Origin of the sequence: Micromonospora sp. NPDC049359, assembly GCF_044466585.1 — a bacterium.
In the GTDB taxonomy this organism is placed as follows: Bacteria; Actinomycetota; Actinomycetes; order Mycobacteriales; family Micromonosporaceae; genus Micromonospora.
The window spans coordinates 132,041-157,758 of sequence record NZ_JBITMW010000003.1; the positions used below are offsets into that span (position 1 = coordinate 132,041).

A 25,718-nucleotide genomic window follows, 5' to 3' on the forward strand; every position below is an offset into this window, starting at 1 on the left:
GAGCCAGATCGCGTGGGCGCGGGACCGCCGAGGGCAGCCGGAGCACCACCTCCGGTCACGGCACCCGAGCGAGCCGGCGGGACCCCCTCCCGCGCGGGCCGCATCGCCGCACCCCGGCCGGGCCCGGGGCTACCACCTTCCCGGGCGCCTCGAATCCCCCGCGTACCACCACCACCTGCGGGCAGGCGCCTCGCCGGGAACCACCCGGCCTGGTCCGAGGAGACACCGCGCACATGAGACATCTGGCACGACGCCGTCGAGTGGCGATCCTCGCCGCCGCCGCGCTCGCCGTCGGCGGGGTGATGCTGCCCGCTGGCGCCGCACAGGCCGCACCGGCCTGCGACGTGGTCTACGCGACCAACGACTGGAACACCGGCTTCACGGCCAACGTGACCATCAAGAACCTGGGCGACCCGATCAGCAACTGGACGCTCAAGTGGACCTTCCCGAACAGCGGACAGCGGGTCACCCAGGGCTGGTCGGCCCGGTACAGCCAGTCCGGCAGCGAGGTCACCGCGACCAACGAGTCGTACAACGGCAACCTCGGCACCGGGGCCTCCACCACCATCGGCTTCAACGGCTCCCACACGGGGAGCAACCCGAAGCCCACCTCGTTCACCCTGAACGGCACCCCCTGCAACGGCACCCCGGCCAACCAGCCGCCGACCGTCTCGCTGAACCTGCCCTCCGGGCCGTTCACCGCGCCTGCCGACGTGCCGCTGACCGCGACCGCCAGTGACCCGGACGGGACGATCAGCAAGGTCGAGTTCTACCGCAACGGCCTGCTCATCAACACCGACACCACCGCGCCGTACTCCTACACGCAGGAGGACCTGCCGGCCGGCAGCTACACCGTGCAGGCCAAGGCGTACGACAACGCCAACGGCATCGGGGTCGCCGAGAAGTCGTTCACCGTCGGCGCCGCCAACGGCCCGACGCTGGTCGCCACGCCGTCCGCGGTGAGCGTCAACGAGGGTGGCACGTCCACCTTCAACCTCAAGCTCAGCGCCGCGCCGACGACCAGTGTGCCGGTCACCCTCACCCCCTCGGGCGACAGCGACATCACGGTCTCGCCGAGCACCGTCACGCTGACCCCCACCAACTGGAACACCGGGGTCACCGTCACGGTCGCCGCGGCCGAGGACACCGACACCGTCGGCGGTAGCGCCACCATCACCGCCGCCGCCACCGGTCTCGCCTCGCTGGCGGTCGCCGCCACCGAGATCGACAACGACACCCCGGGCGGCGACAACGCCTACATCAAGAAGTTCCTCGACCAGTACGGCAAGATCAAGAACTCGGGCTACTTCAGCCCCGAGGGCGTGCCGTACCACTCGGTCGAGACGCTGATCGTCGAGGCGCCCGACTACGGCCACGAGACCACCTCGGAGGCGTTCAGCTTCTGGATCTGGCTGGAGGCCCAGTACGGCCGCGTCACCCAGAACTGGGCGCCGTTCAACAACGCCTGGACGGTGATGGAGAAGTACATCATCCCGTCGCACGCCGACCAGCCCACCGCGGGCTCCGCCGGCACCCCGCAGTACGCCGCGGAGTACAACCTGCCCAGCCAGTACCCGTCAGCCCTGAACCCGAACATCTCGGTCGGGCAGGACCCGCTGCGCTCGGAGCTGCAGTCCACCTACGGCACCGGCGACATCTACGGCATGCACTGGCTGATGGACGTCGACAACACATACGGCTTCGGCCGCTGCGGCGACGGCACCACCAAGCCGGCGTACATCAACACCTTCCAGCGGGGCACCCAGGAGTCGGTGTGGGAGACCATCCCGCAGCCGTCCTGTGACACCTTCAAGCACGGCGGTCAGTACGGCTACCTCGACCTGTTCGTCAAGGACACCGGCGCTCCCGCCAAGCAGTGGAAGTACACCAACGCGCCGGACGCCGACGCCCGTGCGGTGCAGGCCGCCTACTGGGCGCTGACCTGGGCCAAGGCGCAGGGCAAGCAGGCCGACGTCGCCGCCACCGTGGCCAAGGCCGCCAAGATGGGCGACTACCTGCGGTACGCGATGTTCGACAAGTACTTCAAGAAGATCGGCAACTGCGTCGGGGCCAGCACCTGCCCCGCCGGCAGCGGCCGGGACTCGGCGCACTACCTGCTGTCCTGGTACTACGCCTGGGGTGGCGCGTACGACACCAGCCAGAACTGGTCCTGGCGGATCGGCTCCAGCCACAACCACTTCGGCTACCAGAACCCGTTCGCGGCCTGGGCGCTGACGAACACGCCGGAGCTGAAGCCGCAGTCGTCGACCGCGGTCTCCGACTGGACCAAGAGCTTCGACCGGCAGCTGGAGTTCTACACCTGGCTGCAGTCCTCCGAGGGCGGCATCGCCGGCGGCGCGACCAACAGCTGGGACGGTAGCTACGCCCAGCCGCCGGCGGGCACCAGCACCTTCTACGGCATGTTCTACGACGTCGACCCGGTCTACAACGACCCGCCGTCGAACCAGTGGTTCGGCATGCAGGCGTGGTCGATGCAGCGGATCGCCGAGCTGTACCTGCAGACCGGCAACACGAAGGCCAAGGCGCTGCTGGACAAGTGGGTGCCGTGGGCGATCGCCAACACCACGCTCGGCACCAACTGGTCGATCCCGTCGGACATGAAGTGGACCGGCCAGCCGACCACCTGGAACCCGAGCAGCCCGCAGCCCAACACCAACCTGCACGTCGAGGTGATCAGCAAGGGCCAGGACGTCGGCGTCGCCGCCTCCTACGCCCGGATCCTGATCGCGTACGCGGCCAAGTCGGGCAACGCGGCGGCGAAGACCACCGCCAAGGGTCTGCTTGACGCGCTGGACGCCGCCAGTGACTCGAAGGGTGTCTCCACCACCGAGACGCGTGGCGACTACAAGCGCTTCGACGACGTCTACGACGCCTCCAGCGGTCAGGGCCTCTACGTCCCGCCGGGTTGGACCGGGAAGATGCCCAACGGCGACGCCATCTCCGCCGGGAAGAGCTTCCTGGACATCCGGTCGTTCTACAAGAACGACCCGGACTGGCCGAAGGTGCAGGCGTACCTGAACGGTGGCCCGGAGCCCACGTTCAACTACCACCGCTTCTGGGCGCAGGCCGATGTGGCCATGGCGTACGCCGACTACGGGAGCCTTTTCCCGAACGGCTGAGAGCGACCCGGGGTGGGTGGAGTGCCCCGCCCACCCCGGGGTTCGGCCGGGTCCGGGGGAACGACGGGACCCGGCCGGCGGACGGCCTGACACCCACGGTCAGGCCGGGGTGGGCCGGTCATCTGGTCAACGCAGCGGGTCGACCGGCCCACCCCACCGCCCGGACTGAAGACTGCCGCGAAAAAGCCCAGAAATTCCGGCTGTCACGGGATCACACCAAGGACGTTGACGGAGTAACGTACGTCACCGGAGAGGCCGCTCCCCCCGTGGCGGCCTCTCCACTTTTATGCCCGAGCGCGGCCGGTCACCCCGCCGCGGTCGTACGCCGGCCACGCCGACGCCGACGGCGAGCGCCGGGCCGGGCTCGACCTGGCCGGACTCGCGTTCCGGTGTGTCGCTCACCGCCACCTCCTGACCCCCGCCACAACCTGACCGCCAACAGCCGGTGGGCCACCGACCGCCCGGTCCGGTCCGGCCGCTACGGTGTGCGGATGCGCGCGACGGCACGGGGTTGGACCGCGGTCTGGTTGGTCGTACTGGCCCTCGTCCAGGCGGCCGCCTTCCTCGCCGTGTGGCGGGTTGCCGTGCACACCGAGATCGGTCAGTGGGTCGACACGGTGGCCCTCACCGGCAACGAGATCGGTCACGACCGCATCGACGGGCCGGTGGACCGGATCCTGAACGCGATGTCGGTGGTGTCGCTGCTCGCCGCCACCGCGATGATCGGCTTCATCGCGCTCATCCGGGGGCGGATCGCCCTGGCCGTCACCGCGACCCTGCTCATCGCCGGGGCCAACGTCTCCACCCAACTACTCAAGTACGGGCTGAGCCGGCCCGACTTCGGCGTCGACCCGGAGCGGGCCGCGGTGGGCAACAGCCTCCCCAGCGGGCACACCGCGGTGGCCGCGTCGGTGGCGGTCGCGCTGATGCTCGTCCTGCCCCGCAAGGTGCGGGCCGTCGGAGCCTTCGTCGGCGCGCTCTACGCCGCCGTCGCCGGGGTGGCCACCCTCTCCGCCGGTTGGCACCGGCCCAGTGACGCGGTCGCCGCCTATCTGGTGGTGGGTGTCTGGGCGGCGCTGGCCGGGCTGCTCCTGCTGATCACCCAACGGGAGCAGGCCCAGATCGAGCCCGGCGACGCGCACCGCGTCGCCGCCGCCGTGCTCGGTGTCGCCGGAGTGCTCGCCCTGATCGCCTCCGGGCTGGCGCTCACCTGGCTGGTGGATCTGCGCGGGACCGGCCCGGAGGAGTTGGCCCGCCGACCGCTGTTCGCCGGGTACGCGGGCAGCGCCGCCGGCATCGCCGGGACGATGGCGGTGGTCATGGCGTTGGCGCTGACCGTCGTGCACCGGCTGGTACCCCGCGTGAAGGGTTGACCCGGCGAGCGTCCAGTGTGATCAGGCGCCCTGGCGGGGCGCGGGCACGTGCGGGGCGACGCCACGCAGGTGGGTGAGCACCACCGGGTCGATCCGCCCCGGCACCAGGCGCTCCTCCAGATTCTCCAGCCCCGCCCAGGAGACCAGCGCCGCCTCCGGCCCGGCGTCGCCCACCGGGTGACCCAGCGCGGTGAGCAGCGCCGCCACCTCGTCGGCGAGCGCGCCACTCAGGTCGAGCAGGGTCGCCGGGTCGGGCCGGCTGAACAGCATCGTGTGCACGGTCAGCAGCCGACCGAGCTCGGCGACCGGGTCCGGATGGTCGTCCACCCGCAGGTCGACGACCACGTCGCTGGTGCCGCCGTACCCGCCGCCGCGCTCGACCACCAGCAGGCCGGCGCTCTGCCGGCCGCGCCGGTCCCCGCCGGCCTCGTCACCGGCCCGCAGCGCGGCGACCAGCCGCTCGGCGAACGGCAGCGCCGAGGCGCCCTGCCACGTCTCGCCCATCGCGTCGACCACCTCGGGGCCGGCCAGGATGTTGCCCTGCGCGGCCCAGCCGTCGCCGACGCGTCCGCCCGCCCAGGGATGGCAGGCCGGCCCGGTCCAGCTCGCGCCCGGCCCGCTGACGCCCACCACGGCGAGCTGCCGGTGCTGCCGCTCGGGGTCGGCGGCGACCAGGCCGGCCACCACGTCGGCGGCGGGCACCCCGGTGCGCAACAACGCGAGCCCCTGCGGACGATAGGCCAGGTTGACGTGCGCCTGGGTGGCCAGCGCGCCGACCTCTGCCGCGGCCGCCGGCACCAACGCTCCGGCGGCGAGGAACTTGCTGGCCACGACGACGCCGTGGCGGCGGCCGTCGGCGGAGCGGGCGACGAGGGAGAAGGTCACCCGCCGAGACTAGGGCGTGTGTCCGGTTCCTCGGCCGGCCAAGGGCTGTGAGACTCGACCCAACCGACCTGGTCGCGTACACCGGTGCTTCAGAACGGCGTCGCGGCGGCCTCCGGCGGCGCGCCGCGCGCCCGACGGGCGTCCGCGACCGCGACGCCGCCGAGCACGATCGTCCCGGTGGCGGTGGCGACCACCCCCGGCAGGAACAGCAGCGGTACGACCGCCGCCGCGAGCGCTCCGATGGCGATCCACCGGGACGGCGACACCCGCCCGAAAACCTCGTACTCGAAGCGGGCCCGGCCGGCCAGGAACAGCGCGGGTCCGCCGAGCACCATGACCACCCACGGCGCCGGGGCGTGGCCGAGTGGATGCTCGATCACCAGTTCGTAACCGATCGCCGTCGCGGCCAGACCGATCACCATGATCAGGTGAGTGTCGGCCGCCGAGCGGCCGATGTTGGCGGGGTGACGGGCCATCTGCACCGCCTCGCCCAGGATCTGCCCGGCGCGTTGCACGTAGATCCGCCACAGCATGATCGACGTGGCCACCGCGAACGCGAACGCCCACAGGTGCCCCGACCCGTACGGACCCTTGCTGTAGGCGAAACCGGCCACCAGGATCGTCTCGCCGAGCGCCACGAGGAAGAACTGCTGGTACCGCTCCGCCAGGTGCTCCCCGGCGATCTCCCACTTCGAGACCGTGGAGCGGCCCAGCCCCGGCACCGGCCAGCCGCACCGCGCGGCCAGGTACTCGGCCGCCAGGGCCACCGACCAGAGCACCACCTGCGTGTTGGTGTCCAGCAGCGCCCCGCTGATCCAGAGCACCCCCGTGACGGCGAACACGACCGCCATGCGCACCTTCAGCCGGCGGTACGGGTGCGGCCCCAACGCGATCGACAGGATCACCGGCCGGGTCACCTGCGCGACCACGTACGCCGTGGCGAACATGAGCGACGTCTCGGAGAACGCCCGGGGAACCGCCACCCCCATCACCATGCTGCTCACGAGCGCGGTCAACACCACGATCTGCAACGGCGCGCGGTACGGGTCGTAGCGGCTGGTCGTCCACGCGGTGCCCTGCCAGACCGACCAGAGCGCCAGCAGCAACAGCAGCGTCTTGCCGCTGCCGGTGATCGCCGCCGCGGCGTGGTCGCGGGCCGGCTCCCGGCTCAGATCCTCGAACGCCCGCGCGGAGATCCGGGTGAGCGCGAAGACGTACACCAGGTCGAAGAAGAGTTCCAGGAACGTCGCCCGACCGGGCGCGGCCGCCGCCGGGACCGGCTCCAGGTGTCCTGCCGCCCTGGAACCCATGGTCAGCGGCCTGCGCCGGTGCTCCGGTCCACCTCGCAGTGGTAACACCTTCGGGGGCTGGGGCGCGGCGAACCGGCGATTAGGCCCACTAAGGGGATCTTGCTCAGGGGTGCCGTCACCAGGCAGGATCGATCGGTGACGAATCGATGGGGCATGACGGTGCCGTTGGGCGGGATTCCGCTGGCCGAGCACCAGGGGGTCTACGCGACCCTCGAGCGATCCGGGTTCACCGACGTGTGGTCGTCCGAGGTCGCCGGGACCGACGCGTTCACCCCGCTGGCCCTCGCCGCGGCGTGGCAGCCGCAGCTACGGCTGGGCACGGCGATCACCCCGGTCTTCACCCGTGGACCCGGGCTGCTCGCGATGAGCGCGGCGGCGCTGGCCGAGGCGGCACCGGGCCGGTTCGCGCTCGGCATCGGCGCGTCCTCCCCGGTGCTGGTGCGGGACTGGAACGCGGCGCGGTTCGACGAGCCGTTCCGGCGTACCCGGGACGTGCTGCGTTTCCTGCGGGCCGCCCTGCGCGGTGAGACGGTGGACGAGGTCTACGACACCTTCACCGTGCGCCGGTTCACCCTCGAACGCCCGCCCACGGCGCCGCCGCCGATCCTGCTCGCCGCGCTGCGCCCGGGGATGCTCCGGCTGGCCGGCGCCGAGGCCGACGGGGTCATCCTCAACTGGCTCAGCGCCGACGACGTGCCGCGAACCCTGGCCGAGCTGGGCGAGCGCCGGGCCGGCTTCGAGGTCGCCGCGCGGATCTTCGTCTGCCCCACCGAGGACGCCGCGTACGCCCGTACCCTCGGCCGCCGGCTCATCACCAGCTACCTGACGGTCCCGGCGTACGCCGAGTTCCACCGCTGGCTCGGCCGCGACGAAACGCTCGGGCCGATGTGGGCGGCGTGGGCGGCTGGCGACCGCCGCGCGGCCAGCGCGGCCGTGCCCGACGAGGTGGTCGACTCCCTGGTGCTGCACGGCTCACCCGAGCGGTGTCGGGCCCAGGCGCGGCGCTACGCCGAAGCCGGCGTGGACGTGCCGATCCTCGCGCTGCTGCCCACCCCGGAGGTGACCGCCGGGGGTGCCGCCGCGCTGACGACCCTCATCGCCCAACTCGGCGCCGAGCCGGCGGGAGCGTCCGCGTGAACCTGACCGACCGGGTCGTGGTCGTCACCGGAGGCGCCGGTGGCATCGGAACGGCCCTCGCGCGCCGCTTCGCCACCGAGGGCGCCGCCGCCGTGGTCGTCGCCGATCTGGACGCCGAGGCCGCGCGCGCCGTTGCCGAGGGCATTGGCCCGGTGGCGCACGCCGTCGCCGTCGACGTCACCGACGAGACCCAGGTACGGGCGCTCGTCGACGACACCGAACGGCGGTTCGGCCGCATCGACCTGTTCTGCGCCAACGCCGGGGTCACCACCGGCGGGGGAGTGGAGGTCGACGACGCGGGCTGGGACCGGGCGTGGCGGGTCAACGTGCTCGCCCACGTCTACTCGGCCCGTGCCGTGCTGCCCGGCATGCTCGCTCGCGGTGGCGGTCACCTGCTGCACACCTGCTCTGCGGCGGGGGTGCTGACCGCGGTGGGCGACGCCGCGTACACCGCCACGAAACACGCCTCGGTGGGCTTCGCCGAGTGGCTGGCCATCACCTACCGGGACCGGGGCATCCGGGTCAGCGCCCTCTGCCCGCAGGGGGTGGACACCCCGATGCTCGCCGACGGGATCGCCGAGGGGCACCTCGGCGCCCGGGTGATCACCGCCTCCGGCGCGGTGCTCACCCCGGACCAGGTCGCCGACGCGGCGATCGCCGGGCTCGCCGAGGAGCGGTTCCTGATCCTGCCGCACCCGGAGGTCGCCGACTACGCCCGCCGTCGCGCCGAGGACCCCGACGGCTGGCAGGCCGGCATGCGCAAACTCATCCGCCGTCTGACCGCCCGACAGTCTCCGAGTTGATCAAGAGGTTCGCGTCAGAAAGACGTCCACCGATGACGCGAACCTCTTGATCAGCGCCGGAGCCGGCGGGCGCGCCGGAGGCGGCGGGCGCGGCGGAGGGGATCGGGGTGGATGGACCAGAGCAGGCGACGCCACCACGGACGGGCCTCCCGCAACGTCGTCACGTAGGCGGTGGCCACCTCGGCGGCGCGGACCGCCTGGTCGGCCGTCGCGGTGCCCGGGGCGAAGCCCACCTGGTTGAGCAGCGTCGCCAGCTCGTCCACCGCCGGGTCGGTCGTCACCTCCGGTGGCGAACCAGCCGTGCGACGGGCGTCGACGAGAGCCTGCCGGGCGCGTCCGGCCACCTCGGTGGCCGCCAGGTCGTCGCCGACCGGCCGACCGGCCAGCCGCAGCGCGTCGGTCACCTCCCGCCAGGCGCCCGCGATCCGTTGGCCGGGGTCACCCCGCACCAACCGGCCCCGACTCAGCGAGCGGCGCATCGCCAGCAGGGTGAGCAGCAGCGCCCCCACCAGCAGCAGCAGCGACCCGCTGCCGCCAGCGACCAGCACCGGCCTGGACACCCCACCGCGCGCCGGCGGCCCGTCACCAGCGGCCACCGGCTCCGGCGACGCGCTCGGCTCCGCGGTGGGCGCGGGCACCTCCGACGGCGGCGGATCCTCGGGCGTGGGGCGGAAGTCCTCCTCCACCGGCCGCGGCTCGTTCTCCGGGCGGGGCAACGGGTCGAACGCCACCCAACCCAGCCCGTCGAACAGCACCTCCGGCCAGGCGTACGCGTCACCCGCCCGCACCGGCCCCTGACCACCCGAGGAGAAACCGACCACCACCCGCGTCGGCAGCCCGGAGAGCCGGCCGAGCACCGCGAACGCCGCCGCGAACTGCTCCGACGTGCCCCGCTGCCCGCCACCGTTGCGCGGGCCGAAGAGGAAGAAGGCCAGGTTCGGGTACGCGTGCCCGCTCGGCGCGTCCGCCACCACCCGGTAGTGCTCGGCCAGGAACTGCTCGATCGCCGCCGCCCGCGCGTACGGGGCGCCGTTCTCCTCGGCGAGCTGGGTCGCCAGCCGGCGCAGCGGATCCGGCACACCGTCCGCGACCCGCAGCACCCGGGCCACCTCCTCGCCGGCGGGCACGTTCGCGGTCGCCAGCAGGTTGTTGTCCGGGCGCTCCCGGACCGACGTCACCTCGTACCGCAGCCCCGGCGTCAACCCCTCCGGCCGGATCAGCGTCCCCGTCGCCGGGTCGTACGCCACCCGCGCGCCGCTGACCTCACGCGGCGTCGCCACGGCCGGGAGCAGCCGCCCCGTCAGCTCGGCCACGGTGATCTGCTGCCGGACGGTCTGCACCGTGCTGTCCCGGGCCGGCTCGCCGGCCGGCAGGATCCGCCCCGCGTTGCGGTACGTCGCGCCGACCCGCCAGGTGATCCCGTCGTAGTCACTGAGCACCGCCAGCCGGATCCGCACCCCGGCCGCCCTCGGCTCGTCCGCGTCGCCGGCCGGAGCGGTGGCGCCCGACGTACTCACGTCGAGGAGCTTCTGTTCCGGGTGCAGCGCCCACCCCGAGATCCGGATCAGCGGGTTCTCGTCGAGCGTCTCGACCTGCGGCGGCTCCACATAGCGGCGCGGGTCGACCGGCCGCCCGTCGACCTGACCGGCGACCACCGGGCCGAGCAGCGCCACCAGCCCGATCACCAGGACGACGCCGAGCGCCGCCGACGCCGCCAGCCGAAGTCGCACGGCCGCCCGTACCCCGGGGGCGAGACCGGCCGCCGGGTCGCCGCCGGCCGGTGACGCGCCGGTCGGCACGGCCAGCCCGACCGCCGCGACCGCGACGAACGCCACCGTCGCGCCGATCGCCGGTTCGGCGTTCGGGCCGACCACGTAGAGGGCCGCCGCGTAGAGCCCCGCCGCCGGCAGGTAGCCGAGCAACACCCGGCCGGTGCGCAACGCCACCTCCGCCCCGGCCAGACCGGCGAGCCAGGCCGCCACCACCGGCACCAGCACCGTGTCCGGAGTGGGCTCCACCGGGATCATCGCGGTGAGCAGGCGGGGAATGCCGTTGCGCGCCGCGTCCGCGCTCACCTCGAGCAGGCTGCCCGGCAGGTCGGCGCGGGCGGCGGCCAGGCGCAGCGACCACAGTGTCCACCCGGCCAACGCCACCATCGACACCGGCGCCACCAGCCACGACGGCAGCCGCCGGGCAGCCACGCTGGCCAGCACCGAACCCACCGCCGCGCCGATCACCAGCCGGGTCAGCAGGTCGCCCGCGTACACCCGGCCGAGCACCACCCCGGCGAGCGCGATGAGCGCGATGAGCGCCAGTGGCACGACGGCCGCCCGCAGCGCGCGCACCACCCGCCCCGCCGCGCTCGGGCCGCCCGCAGTCGCCTCCTGCGCCTCGCGCTGCGGCGCGATGCCCGTCACCACCGGCGTACCCCGTCCCACTCGGCGGCGAACTGCGCGCCGTCCACCGCGTCGACCACCACCAGGCCGCCCGTGCCCGCCGGCGTCGGCTCCGCCGCGCCGAACACCCCGACCACCACCGACGGGTACGCGCCGCGCAGCGCACCGACGTGCCCCAGTCCGTCCCGCCCACCGGGGCCGGTCAGGAAGATCAGCGTGTCGCCGAGCCGGTCCTGACGCAGCCGGGTGGTGACGGCGCGCAGGGCGTCGTCGGAGTCGGACAGTTCGGCGGCGGCGAGCCGGTCCAGCGGCCCCACCCCGGCCGGCCCGCCCTCGATCGGCTCCGGGCCGACCAGCAGCAACAGCACCGGCAGGTCCGCGCGGTGCGCGGCGGTGACGACCGACGCCGCCGCCTCGCACGCGGACTCGAACGACTCCGCCACCCCGCCCGTGCGGTGCGGATGCGCGGCCGACCGGTTGTCCAGGAGGACGACCAGACTGGGCAGGCTGGTGTCCACGTTCTCCCGCACCATCAGCTCACCGACGCGGGCGCTCGTGCGCCAGTGCACCCGCCGCAGCTCGTCGCCGACCACGTACTCCCGCAGCGAGTCGAACGTGATCGACCCGTGCGGCACCCCGTCCACCCGACCGTCGAGGCTGCGCCCCGCACCGGTCGGCACCGCCGACAGCGGGTGGATCCGAGGGTGCACCCAGACCGGTGCCGTCTCCCCGTACGGTCGGGCGAGCGCCACCAGACCCAACGGGTCCCGCCGGGTCACCCGCAGCGGACCGACCGCCACCACCCCACGACGGTCGGTCGGCACGTCGTAGCGGACCTCGGTGTCCCGACCGGGACGCAGGCGCAGCAGCGGCACCGGCACCGCGCGGCTCCCGCACCGATCCTCGGCCAGCAGGTTCGCCGAGCGCAGCCGGCCGGCGTTGCGGACCGTCAACGTCATGCTCGCCGGTTCGCCGCGCGCCACCCGATCCGGGTCGGCGCGGCGCGCGACCACCAGCCGGGGCCGCCAGGCCGCCGTCAGCGCCGCGTAGCCGACGGCCGCGCCGGCCGCCGCGCCCAACAACGTCAACTCGGGGTACGCGAACCGGAAACCGGTCCCCAGCAACACGACGGCGGCGACGAGCAGCCCGACCCCTCGGGCGGTGATCCCCATGGCGCTGCTGCCGGTCAGCCCTGCACCGGGGCCGGCTGCCCCGACGGCAGCGGCACCGGCACCGAGGCGATGGCCTGGCGCAGCACCTCCCCGGCGGTCATCCCGCGCACCTGCGCGTCCGGCGTCAGCAGCAGCCGGTGCGCGAACACCGGTTCGGCGAGCGCCTTGAGGTCCTCCGGCATGATCCAGCCCCGCCCGTCGATCAGCGCGTACGAGCACGCCGCCCGCGTCAACGCGATCACACCCCGAGGGCTCACCCCGACCCGTACCTGCGGATGGGTGCGGGTCGCGGCGGCCAGCCGGACCGCGTACGCGTACAGCGGCTCGGCGATGTGCACCCGACGCGCCATCCGGACCATCTCCCCGACGGTCGCCGTATCGGTGATCGGGGCGAGCGCCTCGGGGGAGCGGACCGTCGCGCCGCGCAGCACCTCCACCTCGACCGCCTCGTCCGGGTAGCCGACGGACAGCTTCACCAGGAAACGGTCGAGCTGCGCCTCGGGCAGCCGGTACGTGCCGTCCATCTCCACCGGGTTCTGGGTGGCGACCACCAGGAACGGCGCCGGCACCGGGTGTCGGACCCCGTCCACGGTGACGGTGTGCTCCTCCATCACCTCCAGCAGCGCCGACTGCGTCTTCGGCGACGCCCGGTTGATCTCGTCGGCGATCACGATGTTGGCGAACACCGGCCCCGGGTGGAACTCGAACTCCCTGCTCGCCTGGTTGAAGATCGTCACGCCGGACACGTCCGACGGGAGCAGGTCCGGGGTGAACTGGATGCGCCGCCACTGACCCTGCACCGTCGCGGCGATGGCACGTGCCAGCGTCGTCTTACCGACCCCCGGCACGTCCTCCAGCAGCACGTGCCCCTGGGCGAACAGCGCCGTCAGCGCCAGCCGGACCACCTGCGGCTTGCCGAGCACCACCGCGTTGACGTTCTCGGCCAGCCGGGCGGCCAGGGCGGCGAAGCCCTGGACCTCCGGTTGGGTTAGCGGCTCGTGGGTGTTCACGGTCGGTGGTGCTCCTCGCCTGGTGGTTCAGCAGGTGGGCAGGACGTTGATGTTGTCGCCGCCTTCCAGGTTGAGCCAGGCCCAGGGGATGTAGTTTTTCCCCTTGTAGTCCACCTGCACCCACCAGGTGCTGCGCTTGTCGTTGTTGTAGATGTACGCGTAGACCTCTTCACCCGACTTCTTGCAGTACGCCTGCAAGCGTTGCCCGTTGGGCACCCAGCCGGCCTGCCGGTCGTTGTCCTGCCGCGGCACCTCGAAGATCTCGTTGCCGTTGCGTTCGCCGGGGATCTCCCGCGTGCAGTAGCTCGCCTCCGGGCCGGACGCGCCGTTGCGGCACGTCGCGATCCCGTACAGCGCCTGGGTGGTCTGCGCCCGCTTGGCGGTGCTACTGCCGGCGGCGTTGGTCGCCGTCACCGTGAACGTGTACGCCGTGCCCGGCGTCAGACCCGACATCGTGATGCTGGAACACGCCCCGGCCTTCGCCGGCTCACCCGACGTGCTCAGCGAGCAGGTGGCCCTGCCGCCGCCCGCGTCCACGGTGAACGTGACGGTCGCTCCCGTCGCCGTCGCCGACGAGCCGGTCACCGTCACCCGGGGCGCCGCGACCGTGCGGGCCGTGGCGGTGGCCTCCGGGCCCGGCCCGGCCTCGTTGACCGCCTTCACCTTCACCGTGACGTTCTGGCCGTTGCCCAGACCGGTGACGGTGGTGCGGGTCTCGGTCACCTCGGTGGTCTTGCCACCGACGTCCACCTGGTACTTCGTCACCGGTCGACCGTTCGCCTCGGCCGGCGACCACTGCACCGTGACCGCGCCCGGCTGGTCGGCGACCGTGCCGGCCTGCAGGTCGAGCGGACGACCCGGCGCCGCGAACGGCACCACCGTGTTGCTGACCGGCGAGGCCGCCGAGCCGGCGCCCTTGTCGTTGACCGCCACGACGGTGAACGCGTACTGCGTCCCGTACTCCAGCTCACCCGCCGGCACCACCAGCTCGGTCTTGGTCGACTCGCCGGCCGGCGCGTTCGTCCCCGCCGACGTGGCCGTCACCGCGTACTTGGCGATCTTGTTGCCCTGGGCGTTCGCGGCCGGCCACTTGACCACCACCGTGCCGTCCGGCCGCTCCTGCGCCGTGATGCTGGCCGGCGGATCGGGCACCGCGGCGGTCGGAGTGACCGGGTTGCTGCTGCGCGGCGGGCCGTCACCCTTGGCGTTCACGGCGTGCACCGCGAACCGGTACGTCTCGCCGTTGGTCAACCCCTTCACCTCGACCGCGCGCTGGTTGGCGCCCACCTCCAGGCGCTGACCGGCGCCCTGCACGACGTACTTGATGATCTCCGCGCCGTTCGCGGCGGCCGGCCGCCAACTCACCCGGGCCTGGGCGTTGCCGGCGGCGGCCGTGACGCTGCGCGGCGCGCTCGGCTTGCTCACCCGGGGCTTCTTCGGCGGCGGGGGCGCCGGCGGCGGGTCACCGCCCAACACGTCATTGGCGTACTTGTCGACCTCGCGCACCTGGTGCTTGTCGTCCACCACCCGAGCCGTCGCCGAGTCGGGCGAGTTGATGAACAGGTGGTTCTCCCGGACCTCCATCTCCAACGGTCCGGTCGCCTTGCCCTTGATGGTGTCGACCAACTGGCCGCCCGCGTCGAAGGAGTAGATGGTGCCGGTGGCCTCGTCGGCACAGTAGAACCGATCGGCCCACGCCACCGCCGGGCTCAGCCGGTCGCCGCTACCCGGCACCGTGAACGTGCGCTCCTCACCGACGTCCCCCACCACCAGCACCCGCCGCTCGGCCGGCACCGTCACCGGCACCCGCGGCCCCGACGTGCGGGCCGGCAACGCCGCGGGGCCGGGCAGCGTCAACGGCGTCGGGCGCACCTCGCCGCGCTGCACTCGCAGCAGCCGGCCGGCCGTCCGGTCCAGCACCGCCACTCCGTCGTCCAGCGTGGAGACCACCAGATCGTGGCTGGGGTCGGCGACGTCGTACGTCTCGACCCGCTCCGGGCTGAGCCCTCCGCCGGCCGGCGCGGCCGAGGCCGGCGCGGACGGCAGCTTCGCGGCGGTGACCGCCGAGACCGTGCCCTCGCTGGGCACCGCGATCCAGAGCCGGCCCGTACCGTCGAACGCGCCGCCGGTGATGCCCGGCGGATAGCGCACCGGTTCACCCACCGGGCTCAACGAGCGGGGGTCGAGCTGCCGCACGATGCCCTGCACCGCGTCGACGACGAACGCCGCGTCCTCGTGCAGGGCGACGCTCACACCCAGGCCGGGCGTGGTCGGCGTGGTCGCCGTGAGCTGCAACGTGGCCAGGTCCAGTGAACTGATCTGCCCCGTCTGCAGGTCCCGCAGGATCAGCAGCCGGTCGGTCTGAGCGACCTGCATCGGGTGCCGACGGGCACCCGGAATCTCGGTGCGGGTGTCCACCCGGGCCGTCACCCCGTTGACCCGGGCCAGCTCGCTGCGCACCCCGCTCCACAGCCAGGAACTCGCGTCGTAGTTGGCCACCGCGTTGTCCGCCGCGCCCAACCCCAGGACGGTCAGCCCCATGGCCGCCAGCAGCGCGGTGACCGTGCCCACCGTCACGAGCCCGCCTCGCAGTCGGGACCGGGAACGGGGGGCGTCGGTCCGCTCGGCGTCGTCGATGCTGGCCACAGCCGGCTGCCTTCCCTGAGTCGTGGCAGGTGGCGTACGCCTCGCGGCGACCCCTCCCCTGAGCCGGGTGCCATCATATGGCCCGGCCGGGAACGGGGGAACCCGCACCGTCACCCCTGTGGATACCGAGCGTGGGCGGCGGACGCCCAGCTCAGCTCCACAATCGTCAATCCGACGATGACCAGCTCCACGGCGCGGTGCTCAGCTCGGGGGTGTGGACCGCTCACGATCCGTGCACACCTGACCCGAGGTGGCGAAGCTGTCGGTCGAGTAGACGGCCAGCACCGTGAAGCAGTAGTCCACCCGGGAGCTGAGCCCGTTGACCGTGTGGCGGGTCCGCCCCGGCTCCACTGTCGCCATCACGCCGAGCGCCGACCCGGCCCGCCCACCCGCGACCATGAACGGCACCGTGCCCCCGGACGGATCCGTCCAGCTCAGCGTGATCGTCACCGCATCGTCGCTCAGCTTCAGGTCGCCGGGAGGGGGACCGGTCGTCGCCGGTGCCACCGTCACCGGTGTCCCGGACGGCGGCGGCGCGTCGTCACGGCTCAACACCACCGCGCCCAGGCCCGCGACCGCCACCAGGGCCACCCCGGCGGCCACCGCCGCGCCGATCACCGTCGCCCGGTTGCGGCCCGTCGAGCCAGTCCCATCGGTGTACGACGGCGCGTACGCCTCCTGCGGGTAGTACTGCCCCGGGTACACCTCGTGGCCGGCCGGGGCCTGCTGCGCCGGGTACCGCTGGCCGGCCGGGTACTGCTCGGCGGCCCGGTACTGCTCGGCGGCCGGGTAGGCGGGCGTGACCGGCGGGCCGTAGGGCGCGGCCAGGCCCGGCACCAGATCGTCCACCGGAGTCGACGCCGAGGCGCCATGTCCGCCGGTGAGGTGCGCCGGGCCGCCATGTCCACCCGGGACGGGTCCCGGTCCGCTGTGCTCGTTCAGGATCGGGGCGACAGGCGTCGTCGGGGCCGGTTCGAGGTTCGGTGCCCGGTCGGGCGGGGTAGCCAGATCTCCGGCGTCGCGCCTGCCCGGCTGGGGGGTCGACGGCCCGACGGCCGGGAACACCTCCGTCGACGCGGATGCGAAACCTGACGCTTCACCGGGTCCGGCCGACAGCGCTTCCGTGCCTCTGTCGCCCGGTCCAGGCCGCTGGGGCACGCCCGCCTGGCCGTCCCCGGTGCCCGGTGAGCCCGGTGTGCCCCCAACGGCCGGGGTGGGCCGGACGTCCGTCGACCCAGGGGAGTCAGCATTCGACGCGGGCAGCGGTTGCGGAGGCGCGCTGCTGCTCCACGGCGGCGCGGTCAGTCCCCACGGCGGTGCGCTCACCGGAGGCGCCGACACCGGCTGGCTCTGCCCAGGTGGTGCCGATACGGGAAAGGCGGGCGGCCCGGATACCGGGAACGCTGAGGCCGGTGGGCCAGAGGCGGGGTGCGGCGGCGCGGACGTCGGGAATGCCGAGGCCGGGGGACCGGACACGGGGTAGGGCGGTGCGGACGTCGGGAATGCCTGGGCCGGGGGGCCGGACACGGGGTAGGCCGATGCGGACCTCTGGGCCGGGGGGCCGGACACGGGGTGCGGTGGTGCGGACGTCGGGAATGCCGAGGCCGGGGGACCGGACACGGGGTAGGGCGGTGCGGACGTCGGGAATGCCTGGGCCGGCGGACCGGAGACGGGGTAGGCGTGGCCGGGTGGTCCGGACACCGGATTGGTGGGCGGCCCGACCAGCGGTTGGGGTTGGGCGGGCGGCCCGGAGACGGGTTGGTCGTACCCGGGCGGAGCGGACACCGGGCGGCCGGGCGGTACGGCTGGTCCGGAGGCCGGCGCCGAGGGCAGGGGTGGCCCGGAGACCGGCAGCGATGGTGCGGCGGGCGTCGCACCGGATGCGTGGTGCGTGGGCGTGCCCGCCGGACCGTTGGTCGTCGGGATCGCACCAGGCGGTGCCGTACCTGCTGCCGTGACGGCCGGGCCGCTCGGCCCTGCCGCCGCGAGCCGAGCCGCCTCCTCGGCCAGCAGGGGCTCGATCTGCCGTACCTGAATCGTGGGTTCATCCCACCGCGGCGCTGGCGGGGGGCCGGTGTGCGGACCGGCGGAGGTCGGCGCGGTGGCGGGCGGTCCGGTCATGGGCGGTGTCTGCGGCCCGCCGGAGGCCGGGCGGATCGGCCCGTCGTTGGTGCGCTGGCGCGGCGGCGCGGATGGAGGCTGCTGCCGCAGGTGTGGGGTGGGCTGGGCGGCTACCCCAGGTGGTGGGCCGGCCACTGGCCGGGGTGTGGCCGCCTGCTGCTCGACCCGCTGGCGGGGCGGCATCGGCGGTGCGGCCGGCACCGGGGGGACGGCCGACGCGGGCCGCGTCGGACCGGCAGGGGTCGGGGAGGGCTGCGGCGCCCAGGGCGACGCGGGCGCTGGCGGACCGTCCGTTGTCGGGCGCATCGCGGCCAGGGTCGCCAGAGACAGCGTCGGGCCGGAGAGCGCCGAGCGGGCCCCGGAATCAATCGAGGTGCCGGTGGCGGAGGCCGGCGGTCCGACGTACGTCTGCTCCACGGCAGCGCTGCCCTCGCCGAGGTAGTCACGGGCGGCGCGTACGACTGGGTGGTTCTCCCCGAGCGCCGCGGGCCCGGCGCTGGCGACCCTGGTGTAGTTACGGCGGGCCTCGTGCCTGTTACCCAACTCCTCGGCGACCTCGGCCAGCTCGAAGGCGAGCGCGAGCATCGTCGGTTCGGAATGGTCCCAGCGCCGCTCGCCCGCCGCGAAGGCCTCCTCGAGCACCCGGCGGGCGGCGAGCGGGTCGTCCGCCTCGCGGTGCAGGCGGGCCAACAGGTGAGCGGTGTGCAACGTCTCGGGATGGTCCTCGCCGTACGGCGGACGGGCGGAGTCGACGGCGTCCGCGAGCAACGTCCGGGCGGCGTCGTGGTCGCCCGCCGCGCGTAGCGCGAGGGCCCGTTGCTGTACGGCGGCCAGGGGAGAGGGATGGGACACAGGGCAATGCTGCCGTCACCGGGCCGTCGACGCTACCCGGCCCTGCGCTCGAGCCGACTCTGGTGACCCTCAGTGGCGGTGTGAGCGGTGGCGGGAGGGTGATGTGCATGATCCATGGGCGCCGTGTACAGTAACTCCCCGTGCGGCCCGCTGGGCCGGCCTTCGGATGCAAGATCATCTGGGTCGGCAAGGTAGGCTGAACGAGCAAGTCCGGGTGGCGGAATGGCAGACGCGCTAGCTTGAGGTGCTAGTGCCCGTATAGGGCGTGGGGGTTCAAGTCCCCCCTCGGACACCAAAGTTCGTGGATATCCACGTGAGATCAACTTCCTCTCGCATGGAGACGCGAGCCACGACGACTCATATGTGCGCACCGACCCCACGGAGCCGGTGTCACCTGCGCTGACACCCTTGCCCTCGCGCTGGCGGGGGCCCAGGTGAATCTCGGCCGCTCGCGCCCTCGCTGGCCCGACGAGCAGCTCGTCGAGGCGCTCGTACCCACCCCACTGCCGGTCTCCTCGCCGGAGCCGGCGCCGCTGCCGACACTGCCCGCGCCCGCCGCCCGCACGAGTGATGGCGTGCTGTTCGACGTTGGCCGACCCGACGCCGCCGGCCGCGTCACCGCTCGTGCGCTGCTGCGGGCGTTGGGCTGGACACCGGGGCTCACGCTGCACATCGACGTCGTGACCGACGCAATCCTGATCACCCCGGCCGCCGATGGCGCGCACGTCGTGGGCACTCGCGAAGAGCTGCCCCTACCGGCGGCCGCCCGACACCTGTGCGGCATCGCCACCGGCGAACCCGTCCTCCTGGCCGCCCTGCCCCGCCAGAAGCGCATCGTCGTGCACCCCTCAAACACCATCACCGCGGTCCTGGCCGACCTGCACGCCCGCATCCTCGCAGAGCCCTCATGACCACGGATCCCGATCGTGTCGCCACCGCCCGAGCACTTCTCGCGCATCTCGGCCTTACCGCCGCCGACCTCAGGGGCACCGATCAACCGGCCGTGCCGACATTCGCCGAGTACCTTCCTGCTGTCGTCGCCGCGGCGAGCCCGGGAACCCGACGCACCTACGGCAGCTCCTGGCGACGAATGGCCGCCGCCTACGGCGAGTGGCGTATCGACGCGGTGCGGGCCAGCGACCTCGAAGCCCTCATGCGCCAGGCCGCCGCCGGCGCCCGCCCTCGCCGCAACTCCCGAAACGGCCGGCACGCCGGCGAGCACCTCATCGCCGCCGCCCGCGCGTTCTACAACCGCGCCATTGCCGACGGCTACCTCACCGTCGTGGACAGCCCTGCCCACCGGGTTCGCAAACCTCGTCGGCTGCCCAACACACGCCGCGCCCTCACCCCCGACGAATTGGCCGACATCAACGCCGCCGCCCGCAGCGGCGGTAACGACATCGTGCTCGACGCCCTACTGCTGCGCCTGCACACCGAAACTGCCTGCCGGCGCGGCGGCGCCCTGGCGCTGCGCCTGATCGACCTGGACACCGACCACGCGCTGATCCGCCTGTCGGAGAAGGGTGGCACGCAGCGGTGGCAGCCCATCACGCCGATGCTCGCCGCTCGTCTCAGCGAGCACGCCCAAGCCCGCGGCGCCGTCACGCCCACCGACGCGCTGCTTCGCTACCGCAACGGCCAACCCGCCACCTACCGGCGCTACGACCTACTGTGGGCCCGCATCGGCCGGCGGCTACCGTGGGTCGCCGCCCAGGGAATCACCACGCACTGGCTGCGCCACACCACCCTGACCTGGGTCGAGCGGCACTTCGGCTACGGTGTGGCCCGCGCCTACGCCGGACACACGGACCGCCGAGGACCCGCCACCACCACCTATATCAAGGCCGACCTGCACGCTGTCGCTACCGCCCTGGCAGCCTTCACCGGTCAGCCACACCCACTGGCCGTAGGTGAGAGCGCCCTAAGATGATGATCAGACCTAGACGGTGGTCGCGTCCTTGATCTGGAGCACGACAGGCCCTGCCGCTGTTGGAGCGATCCAAGCCTCGTAGGTGGGATTCCGGGTGTCGGTCTTCGTGGTTCCGAGCCAGGTGTAGCGGACGGCCAGCTCGTACGTGCCCTTGACGCGGTAGATCGCAAACTTCGGATCGAAGGTGGCACGCGCGGTCAGAAGTGGATCACCCGTGGAAGACCATTTGATCTTCTCGGCGCCCGACGGCGGACTCCATTCGGGGCATCCAGCCGGCATAGCCGACTTGGCGTCTCGCACGCATCGTGTGAAGGCGTCGCTCAGTTTTGCGGCGACCAGCTCCCAAGGCACCTTGGGATCCTGCTTCACTACATCGGGGTCGCCTATGGCCGAGTGTTCCTTGATTTCCTGGACGTCAAGTCTCCCATCGACCCAGTTCACCTTGGCCCAGTACTTCGCTGGCGTCACGACGCGGCGTAGCTCCTTTGAAGCGGTGTAGTCCGCCGTCACCATGACGGTCCCGAGCATGTCGAAGCGGCTTTCCGCTTCGGTGTAGTGAATGACCGCAGCTTCCAGAGGGTTGCCGTAGAAGGCCCATCGGACCTTGGAGACGTCCGAGGTCTCGACGATGGATTGCGGGCAATTGGCGGGGGTCGCAGACGGTGACTTCGCGCATTTGTCGAGCCAGCTCCCTGCAGCCGCGACCACGGCCTCCTGCTTCACCTCAGCCGGCCAGGGATCTGACGTCGCAGGGAACGGCTCATTTCCGCCGAAGATGAAGTAGCCCAAGACAGCAAGAACGACGACGACGCCCAGTCCGCCACCACCCGCGGCTGCTGCCGCGCCACTTCCGGAGCCAGACTCTGTTGCCTCATCTTCTCTGAGGTCGACATTCGCTCTGGTTCCGTAGTGACGATGGTGATGCGTGTGGGTGCTCTTATCGACGTTCCCTTCGTAGTAGGATCCCTTGACGTTGGCCTGACGTTCGCCACCAACGCCAGTTTGCCGATCTACCATGCTTACCTGCCCTCGCGGTCATCATGGCCTCGCTCGAAGTAGTCGCCCGCGACGTTGGCCTGACGCCCGCTACTGAACCCGACCTGGTTGACCACGGGGCTAGCTCTGCCCGACTTCGCCGGGCCGCTCAAGCTGTCCCGATGCTGAGCGCTAGACGAGGATGCCGAGCCGCTGGCGCTTCGAATCGTCAAGATTATGCCGACGATCGCTACCGGTAACGCGATGATGTTTGCCCAGGCCGCCGCGCCGTCGAGGGTCCCACTAAAGATCATTACTAGCGAGACAACGATCATCAGAAGGAGCGCGCAGGCGATCATCTGTCGTTTGGACACGACGTCCATCATGGGCGATGGACGCAAACTTGCGAAGCTCCGACGATAAGGAGTGTCCTTGATCTGCCACGTTGGCGACGTGCATCTTCCTGGTGCGGCTTGCCCGTGGTCCAAGGGGCCCAAGGCCATTCGTGAGCAGCAGTCGGTGTGGCACTTGGCGACGCGGTGGCCGACTCATCGGCTGCTGGTCGCAGCATCGGTCGGTCGTGAGCTGCCTACCGTGGCTGAGTGACATCCTGGATCCCGTCGCCGCCAAGGCGACCGTCACCGCCGAAGCCGAGGTCAGTGACGCAAGACGACGATGGGCCGGGGCTGGCTCGTTGCCACCGCTCTTGCAGGCATTAGCGGCCAGCTGCACCCCTTTCGATTAACTCCGGAAACGTCGGCATCCGAAGTTGATCAATGACGCGTTGAAGCCAACGCGCGACCGCCTGATGGAGTCAGCGTAGACCGCGCTGCGCGGCGACGCTCTCGGCTATCTTCCGGTGAGTGCCGGCCAGTCCCTGGGTGTCGAGCGCGCCGGCGAAGGGCTTGCTGCTGTCTGGTTTGACGAGCGCGCCGCGGCGGACCCAGACGTCGGTGTGGCGGATCAGATAGTTGGTGGTCAGGATTGTGGCCCTGTGCGCGAGGAGGAATTCGAGGATGCGGTGCAGTTTCTCGCTGTTGCGCGAGTACCGGCTCAGCGCCGATGTGCACAGTACGAGATCGCCTTCGGTGGCCTTCCTGAGCAGGTCCACCAGACCTTGGTCGAAGCGCGGGTCGATCGCGCTGAACAGGGTCACCGTGTCGTCGCCGGACGGTGGTGCCGTGACTACCTCGTCGCCAGAAGGCAGGCTGGGCGTGGGTGCCGAGGGCAGGCGCAGTGGACCACGGCCGCCGTCGGCGAAGGTGTCGGTCAGCGCGTCCAGACACGCCCACGCACGCGGATAGCGCCCGGCCAGCTCGGCGAAAGGGTTCGGCTTTTGATCGGCGATGGGCTGGCGGCGGCGCGCGGCCAGCAGATGCGATAGCGGGCCGGCCGCGTACTGTGTCGCCGGGATGATCCCGCTGTCGAGCGGACCGTCGTGGTGTGCCTGCTCAAGCAGGCTGTTTCGCACCACGAGGGTGACCTTGGCCTTCAGGTCCAGCGGTGCCGCCAGCGGCTTGTGGTCGAACACCTCCTCGACGAACGGTGCGATCAGCACGTCCTGCTCACGTTGCGGCAGGGCCGCCAGCGCCTCGGCCCGCTGCAACACGTCGTCGCCGATACGGTGGGCCAGGTCCTCGTTCACGTCGCATGCTTCAGTCAGCATGCTGGGCAGCACGTCGCGGCAGTATTTGACCATGTGGGTGGGATCAGGGGTGGTCATCGCGAATGCCTCCGTCGGATGCGGGCTGGGTGTCGACAGCGCCACACCCTAAGCAGATCGACGCGTTGTCGCGACAGGCTCGCCATGGCCAAACCGCTATAGGCGGTAGAGGACTCAGGCGGGCAGCATGGCCTGTGCCGGCGTCAGCCAGTCGGCGCGTATGTGTTGCTGGGTCTGTTCGGTGACGCTCCAGTGGCCGCCGCAGGGCATCGCGTCTGCGGGGAAGGCGTACGACGCTAGGGGGTTGTCGAACCGGGTTATTCGCGGCCGGTAGGGGCCACCGGGGAACCACTCGTGCACCGAGAAGACAGCCGAGACCCGCCGGTGCTTGCCGGCGGTGCGGTCACGGCCGGTGCCGAAGAACCCATCGCCCTTGCGGATCATGGCCCCGCTCGAGATCTGGATTGCTGACGTGCCGGTCAAGGCCTTGTGAACCTCCCGGATGTCGCACATGCTGTCACGGATGCCAGCCACGATCGCGAACGGCTTGGAGCACAGCTCGTACTTCACGGCCTTGTCATCGAGCCGCTCCCGTAGCCTGGCTGCGGAATCGACAGCACCGCCCATTGCCGCGCCATTGACCACGATGTCGTCGTCGGCGCAGATGCGATAGCCGGCGGGCAGCGCAAGGAAACGGACGTCGATGTCGACGGCTGCGCTGCGGTACACCGTCCCGGGCACACCATGCTCGATAGGCAACGCGGCCGGATCGTCACGCAGCTGGGCGATCGTTCTCTCGATCCAGGCGACGAGCGGGCGCATCCGCGGGTCACGGTCCCACCGGCGGATCTCCACCATGATCGAGTGAGTGGTCAGCGTCAGACGGGCGTTCAGGTCATCGACCAGCACGGCGTGGCGGCGCTGTTCCGCAGTCCAGTCTTCGCGCAGCGTCAGTGTCAAGACCTCCACCGCCCCCACGTATGAGCCGTCGGACGTATAGAGGCGAAAGTCGGGACGGGTACCTGTCCCCTCCTCGTAGCTCACCTGGTACCGGCGAGCCAGCAGGTCGTGCACGAGCAGCTCGTCGAGCGCGCTGTACAGCCGCGTGTCGTCCGGCGCCCGTAGTTCGGCGTGCAGCCGCCCATCCCGGTCCGGGAACCGCGAGTACATCTCGTTGATGACGCGCCGCCCCTGTGCGGCCTGCGGCCGGGTGCACTCCAAGAACCAATTCACCGTCGGTTCCGCCGGGCTGATTCCACGCTCTTGAGTCGTACGCGGCTCATCGAACACCCTGCCCATCATGGCCGCGACGCTAGTGGCCAATTGCTCTGCCGACCAAGCCAAATTAACGGCGCGTCGCCTGCCGGGACGCTACCCATCTAGACGGCGGCTCGCCTGACTCATAAGAGCTGAGGACCTGAACGTCGATATCGGTCACCATCCTTCGCGTCTCGATGCTCACGATGAGGAGCACGGGCGAGTCGGGCATAGGCACAAGGGGGAGGGGAGGTGCGCTACGAGTACGTCACCCTCGCTTCCAGGCGCTCCACGAGACAACCCATTCCGGTACTGGCCGGACTGCGGGCAGTTGGTCTCGCCCCAGCAGCACTGCTTCGACTGCTTCGACGGCAGCCTGCTGTTCAGCCTCGCGGTCGCCGAGTGACTCGCATACCACCATCAGCACGTCGTCGTGTACGAAGGTCCGACACGGCTGGCCTATCTGCTGCTTGATCAGTAATCGAATGGCTTTGCGCAGTGCGGAAAGTTGGTCGCCGGGCACCCTTCGCACCTCTGCGTATCCATGCTGCAGCACTAGGTCGACGACCAGTTGCGCCACGACCGGCAGCCGTTCATCGACCGCAGGAGCCGGGAACAGACGGTCCATCAACGCCAGACACCGTCGACACGTTGGCGCGAACGCCGGCTCCCGGTACCGGCTGACGGGTCCGCCATCACCGCCGGCCATCACCAACCAAGCCCGACCGCACATCGTCGTCTGCGCCCAGACCGGTTCCTCAAGCGCGGCGAGGTCGTATCGTCGCTTGATCAGTTCCCGGTCGTTGTCCGCCTGGTAGAAGTGGGCGTCGGACAGAGCGCCGCGGCCTGCTTCAGGCGGGTTGTTGCGGCGTACGAGGTGAACGGCCTCGCCTCCACTGACCACGGCGAGGAGAAGCTGCGACGTCCCGGCCGTGATGACGTTGGGTCCGTCTAGCTCTTCAGGCATGACAGCATCCCCTCACGTCAGAAGGTGTATCGGACCGACGTACCGGTAACGGAGGCATCCTGCCAAACAGCAGCACCCGGG

Annotated in this window: 17 protein-coding genes, 1 tRNA gene and 1 pseudogene; 7 read left to right on the forward strand and 12 right to left on the reverse strand. The window is 71.7% G+C overall.

The features are described 5' to 3' along the window. The first annotated feature begins 233 nt into the window (after window positions 1–233). Window positions 234–3,140: a glycoside hydrolase family 48 protein gene (locus ACIBTX_RS09355; protein WP_396832303.1), complete on the forward strand. Its 2,907-nt coding sequence runs from the start codon at window positions 234–236 to the stop codon at window positions 3,138–3,140. Window positions 3,141–3,625: 485 nt separating this feature from the next. Next, window positions 3,626–4,513, forward strand: coding sequence for a phosphatase PAP2 family protein (locus tag ACIBTX_RS09360; RefSeq protein WP_357128604.1), 888 nt, complete (start codon window positions 3,626–3,628; stop codon window positions 4,511–4,513). A gap of 21 nt (window positions 4,514–4,534) precedes the next feature. Here ACIBTX_RS09360 and ACIBTX_RS09365 read toward each other — a convergent pair whose 3' ends face one another. Together ACIBTX_RS09365 and ACIBTX_RS09370 are read right to left on the reverse strand one after the other, a co-directional pair. Further along, on the reverse strand, window positions 4,535–5,398 hold the full coding sequence (locus tag ACIBTX_RS09365; RefSeq protein ID WP_357128302.1) for a DUF1028 domain-containing protein: 864 nt from the start codon (window positions 5,396–5,398) through the stop codon (window positions 4,535–4,537). A gap of 89 nt (window positions 5,399–5,487) precedes the next feature. Next, window positions 5,488–6,708, reverse strand: coding sequence for a low temperature requirement protein A (locus ACIBTX_RS09370; RefSeq protein ID WP_357128305.1), 1,221 nt, complete (start codon window positions 6,706–6,708; stop codon window positions 5,488–5,490). 153 nt (window positions 6,709–6,861) lie between these two features. Here ACIBTX_RS09370 and ACIBTX_RS09375 point away from each other — a divergent pair, with 153 nt between their 5' ends. Next, a complete protein-coding gene (locus ACIBTX_RS09375; RefSeq protein WP_357128607.1) occupies window positions 6,862–7,845 on the forward strand; it encodes an LLM class F420-dependent oxidoreductase in 984 nt (327 codons plus the stop codon). Then, a complete protein-coding gene (locus tag ACIBTX_RS09380; protein ID WP_357128308.1) occupies window positions 7,842–8,648 on the forward strand; it encodes an SDR family oxidoreductase in 807 nt (268 codons plus the stop codon). The genes ACIBTX_RS09375 and ACIBTX_RS09380 overlap by 4 nt, the downstream gene beginning before the upstream one ends. 50 nt (window positions 8,649–8,698) lie before the next feature. Here ACIBTX_RS09380 and ACIBTX_RS09385 read toward each other — a convergent pair whose 3' ends face one another. The 6 genes and pseudogenes from ACIBTX_RS09385 to ACIBTX_RS09410 all read right to left on the reverse strand — a co-directional run. Further along, a complete protein-coding gene (locus ACIBTX_RS09385) occupies window positions 8,699–11,086 on the reverse strand; it encodes a transglutaminaseTgpA domain-containing protein (RefSeq protein ID WP_396832304.1) in 2,388 nt (795 codons plus the stop codon). Continuing rightward, window positions 11,062–12,216 carry a DUF58 domain-containing protein gene (locus ACIBTX_RS09390; protein ID WP_357392379.1) on the reverse strand — a complete coding sequence of 385 codons (1,155 nt, stop codon included), beginning with the start codon at window positions 12,214–12,216 and terminating at the stop codon, window positions 11,062–11,064. The genes ACIBTX_RS09385 and ACIBTX_RS09390 overlap by 25 nt, the downstream gene beginning before the upstream one ends. Before the next feature lie 14 nt (window positions 12,217–12,230). Beyond that, window positions 12,231–13,226: a MoxR family ATPase gene (locus tag ACIBTX_RS09395; protein ID WP_357128317.1), complete on the reverse strand. Its 996-nt coding sequence runs from the start codon at window positions 13,224–13,226 to the stop codon at window positions 12,231–12,233. Window positions 13,227–13,253: 27 nt separating this feature from the next. Beyond that, a complete protein-coding gene (locus ACIBTX_RS09400; RefSeq protein ID WP_363660453.1) occupies window positions 13,254–15,872 on the reverse strand; it encodes a fibronectin type III domain-containing protein in 2,619 nt (872 codons plus the stop codon). A gap of 201 nt (window positions 15,873–16,073) precedes the next feature. Then, a complete protein-coding gene (locus ACIBTX_RS09405) occupies window positions 16,074–16,721 on the reverse strand; it encodes a fibronectin type III domain-containing protein (RefSeq protein ID WP_396832395.1) in 648 nt (215 codons plus the stop codon). Between the two features lie 1,950 nt (window positions 16,722–18,671). After that, window positions 18,672–18,845, reverse strand: a pseudogene (locus ACIBTX_RS09410) (tetratricopeptide repeat protein); the annotation flags it as partial. A 208-nt stretch (window positions 18,846–19,053) separates the two neighbouring features. Between ACIBTX_RS09410 and ACIBTX_RS09415 the strand changes: the two are divergent. The 3 genes from ACIBTX_RS09415 to ACIBTX_RS09425 all read left to right on the forward strand — a co-directional run bounded on the left by ACIBTX_RS09415 (window position 19,054) and on the right by ACIBTX_RS09425 (window position 20,775). Then, window positions 19,054–19,140 (forward strand) — tRNA-Leu (locus tag ACIBTX_RS09415). 139 nt (window positions 19,141–19,279) lie between these two features. After that, window positions 19,280–19,756 (forward strand): hypothetical protein, encoded by a 477-nt coding sequence (locus tag ACIBTX_RS09420; RefSeq protein WP_396832305.1) that lies wholly within the window; start codon window positions 19,280–19,282, stop codon window positions 19,754–19,756. Beyond that, window positions 19,753–20,775: a tyrosine-type recombinase/integrase gene (locus ACIBTX_RS09425; RefSeq protein WP_396832306.1), complete on the forward strand. Its 1,023-nt coding sequence runs from the start codon at window positions 19,753–19,755 to the stop codon at window positions 20,773–20,775. Before ACIBTX_RS09420 ends, ACIBTX_RS09425 begins: the two co-directional genes overlap by 4 nt. Window positions 20,776–20,784: 9 nt before the next feature. Here ACIBTX_RS09425 and ACIBTX_RS09430 read toward each other — a convergent pair whose 3' ends face one another. From ACIBTX_RS09430 to ACIBTX_RS09445, 4 genes are all read right to left on the reverse strand, one after another. Beyond that, the gene (locus ACIBTX_RS09430) at window positions 20,785–21,792 is read right to left on the reverse strand and encodes a hypothetical protein (RefSeq protein WP_396832307.1); all 1,008 of its coding nucleotides are present in this window, start codon (window positions 21,790–21,792) and stop codon (window positions 20,785–20,787) included. Between the two features lie 772 nt (window positions 21,793–22,564). Beyond that, window positions 22,565–23,518 carry a hypothetical protein gene (locus ACIBTX_RS09435; RefSeq protein ID WP_396832308.1) on the reverse strand — a complete coding sequence of 318 codons (954 nt, stop codon included), beginning with the start codon at window positions 23,516–23,518 and terminating at the stop codon, window positions 22,565–22,567. A gap of 69 nt (window positions 23,519–23,587) precedes the next feature. Next, on the reverse strand, window positions 23,588–24,715 hold the full coding sequence (locus ACIBTX_RS09440) for a hypothetical protein (RefSeq protein WP_396832309.1): 1,128 nt from the start codon (window positions 24,713–24,715) through the stop codon (window positions 23,588–23,590). A gap of 223 nt (window positions 24,716–24,938) precedes the next feature. Then, a complete protein-coding gene (locus ACIBTX_RS09445; protein WP_396832310.1) occupies window positions 24,939–25,637 on the reverse strand; it encodes a hypothetical protein in 699 nt (232 codons plus the stop codon). Between the last annotated feature and the right edge of the window lie 81 nt (window positions 25,638–25,718).

What these genes read in the sequence shown, in the direction of transcription:
- ACIBTX_RS09445 (WP_396832310.1), bottom strand. Translation starts at nt 25,637, where the DNA reads ATGCCTGAAGAGCTAGACGGACCCAACGTCATCACGGCCGGGACGTCG.
- ACIBTX_RS09440 (WP_396832309.1), bottom strand. Translation starts at nt 24,715, where the DNA reads ATGATGGGCAGGGTGTTCGATGAGCCGCGTACGACTCAAGAGCGTGGA.
- ACIBTX_RS09430 (WP_396832307.1), bottom strand. Translation starts at nt 21,792, where the DNA reads ATGGTAGATCGGCAAACTGGCGTTGGTGGCGAACGTCAGGCCAACGTC.
- ACIBTX_RS09370 (WP_357128305.1), bottom strand. Translation starts at nt 6,708, where the DNA reads ATGGGTTCCAGGGCGGCAGGACACCTGGAGCCGGTCCCGGCGGCGGCC.
- ACIBTX_RS09425 (WP_396832306.1), top strand. Translation starts at nt 19,753, where the DNA reads ATGACCACGGATCCCGATCGTGTCGCCACCGCCCGAGCACTTCTCGCG.
- ACIBTX_RS09355 (WP_396832303.1), top strand. Translation starts at nt 234, where the DNA reads ATGAGACATCTGGCACGACGCCGTCGAGTGGCGATCCTCGCCGCCGCC.
- ACIBTX_RS09390 (WP_357392379.1), bottom strand. Translation starts at nt 12,216, where the DNA reads ATGGGGATCACCGCCCGAGGGGTCGGGCTGCTCGTCGCCGCCGTCGTG.
- ACIBTX_RS09375 (WP_357128607.1), top strand. Translation starts at nt 6,862, where the DNA reads ATGACGGTGCCGTTGGGCGGGATTCCGCTGGCCGAGCACCAGGGGGTC.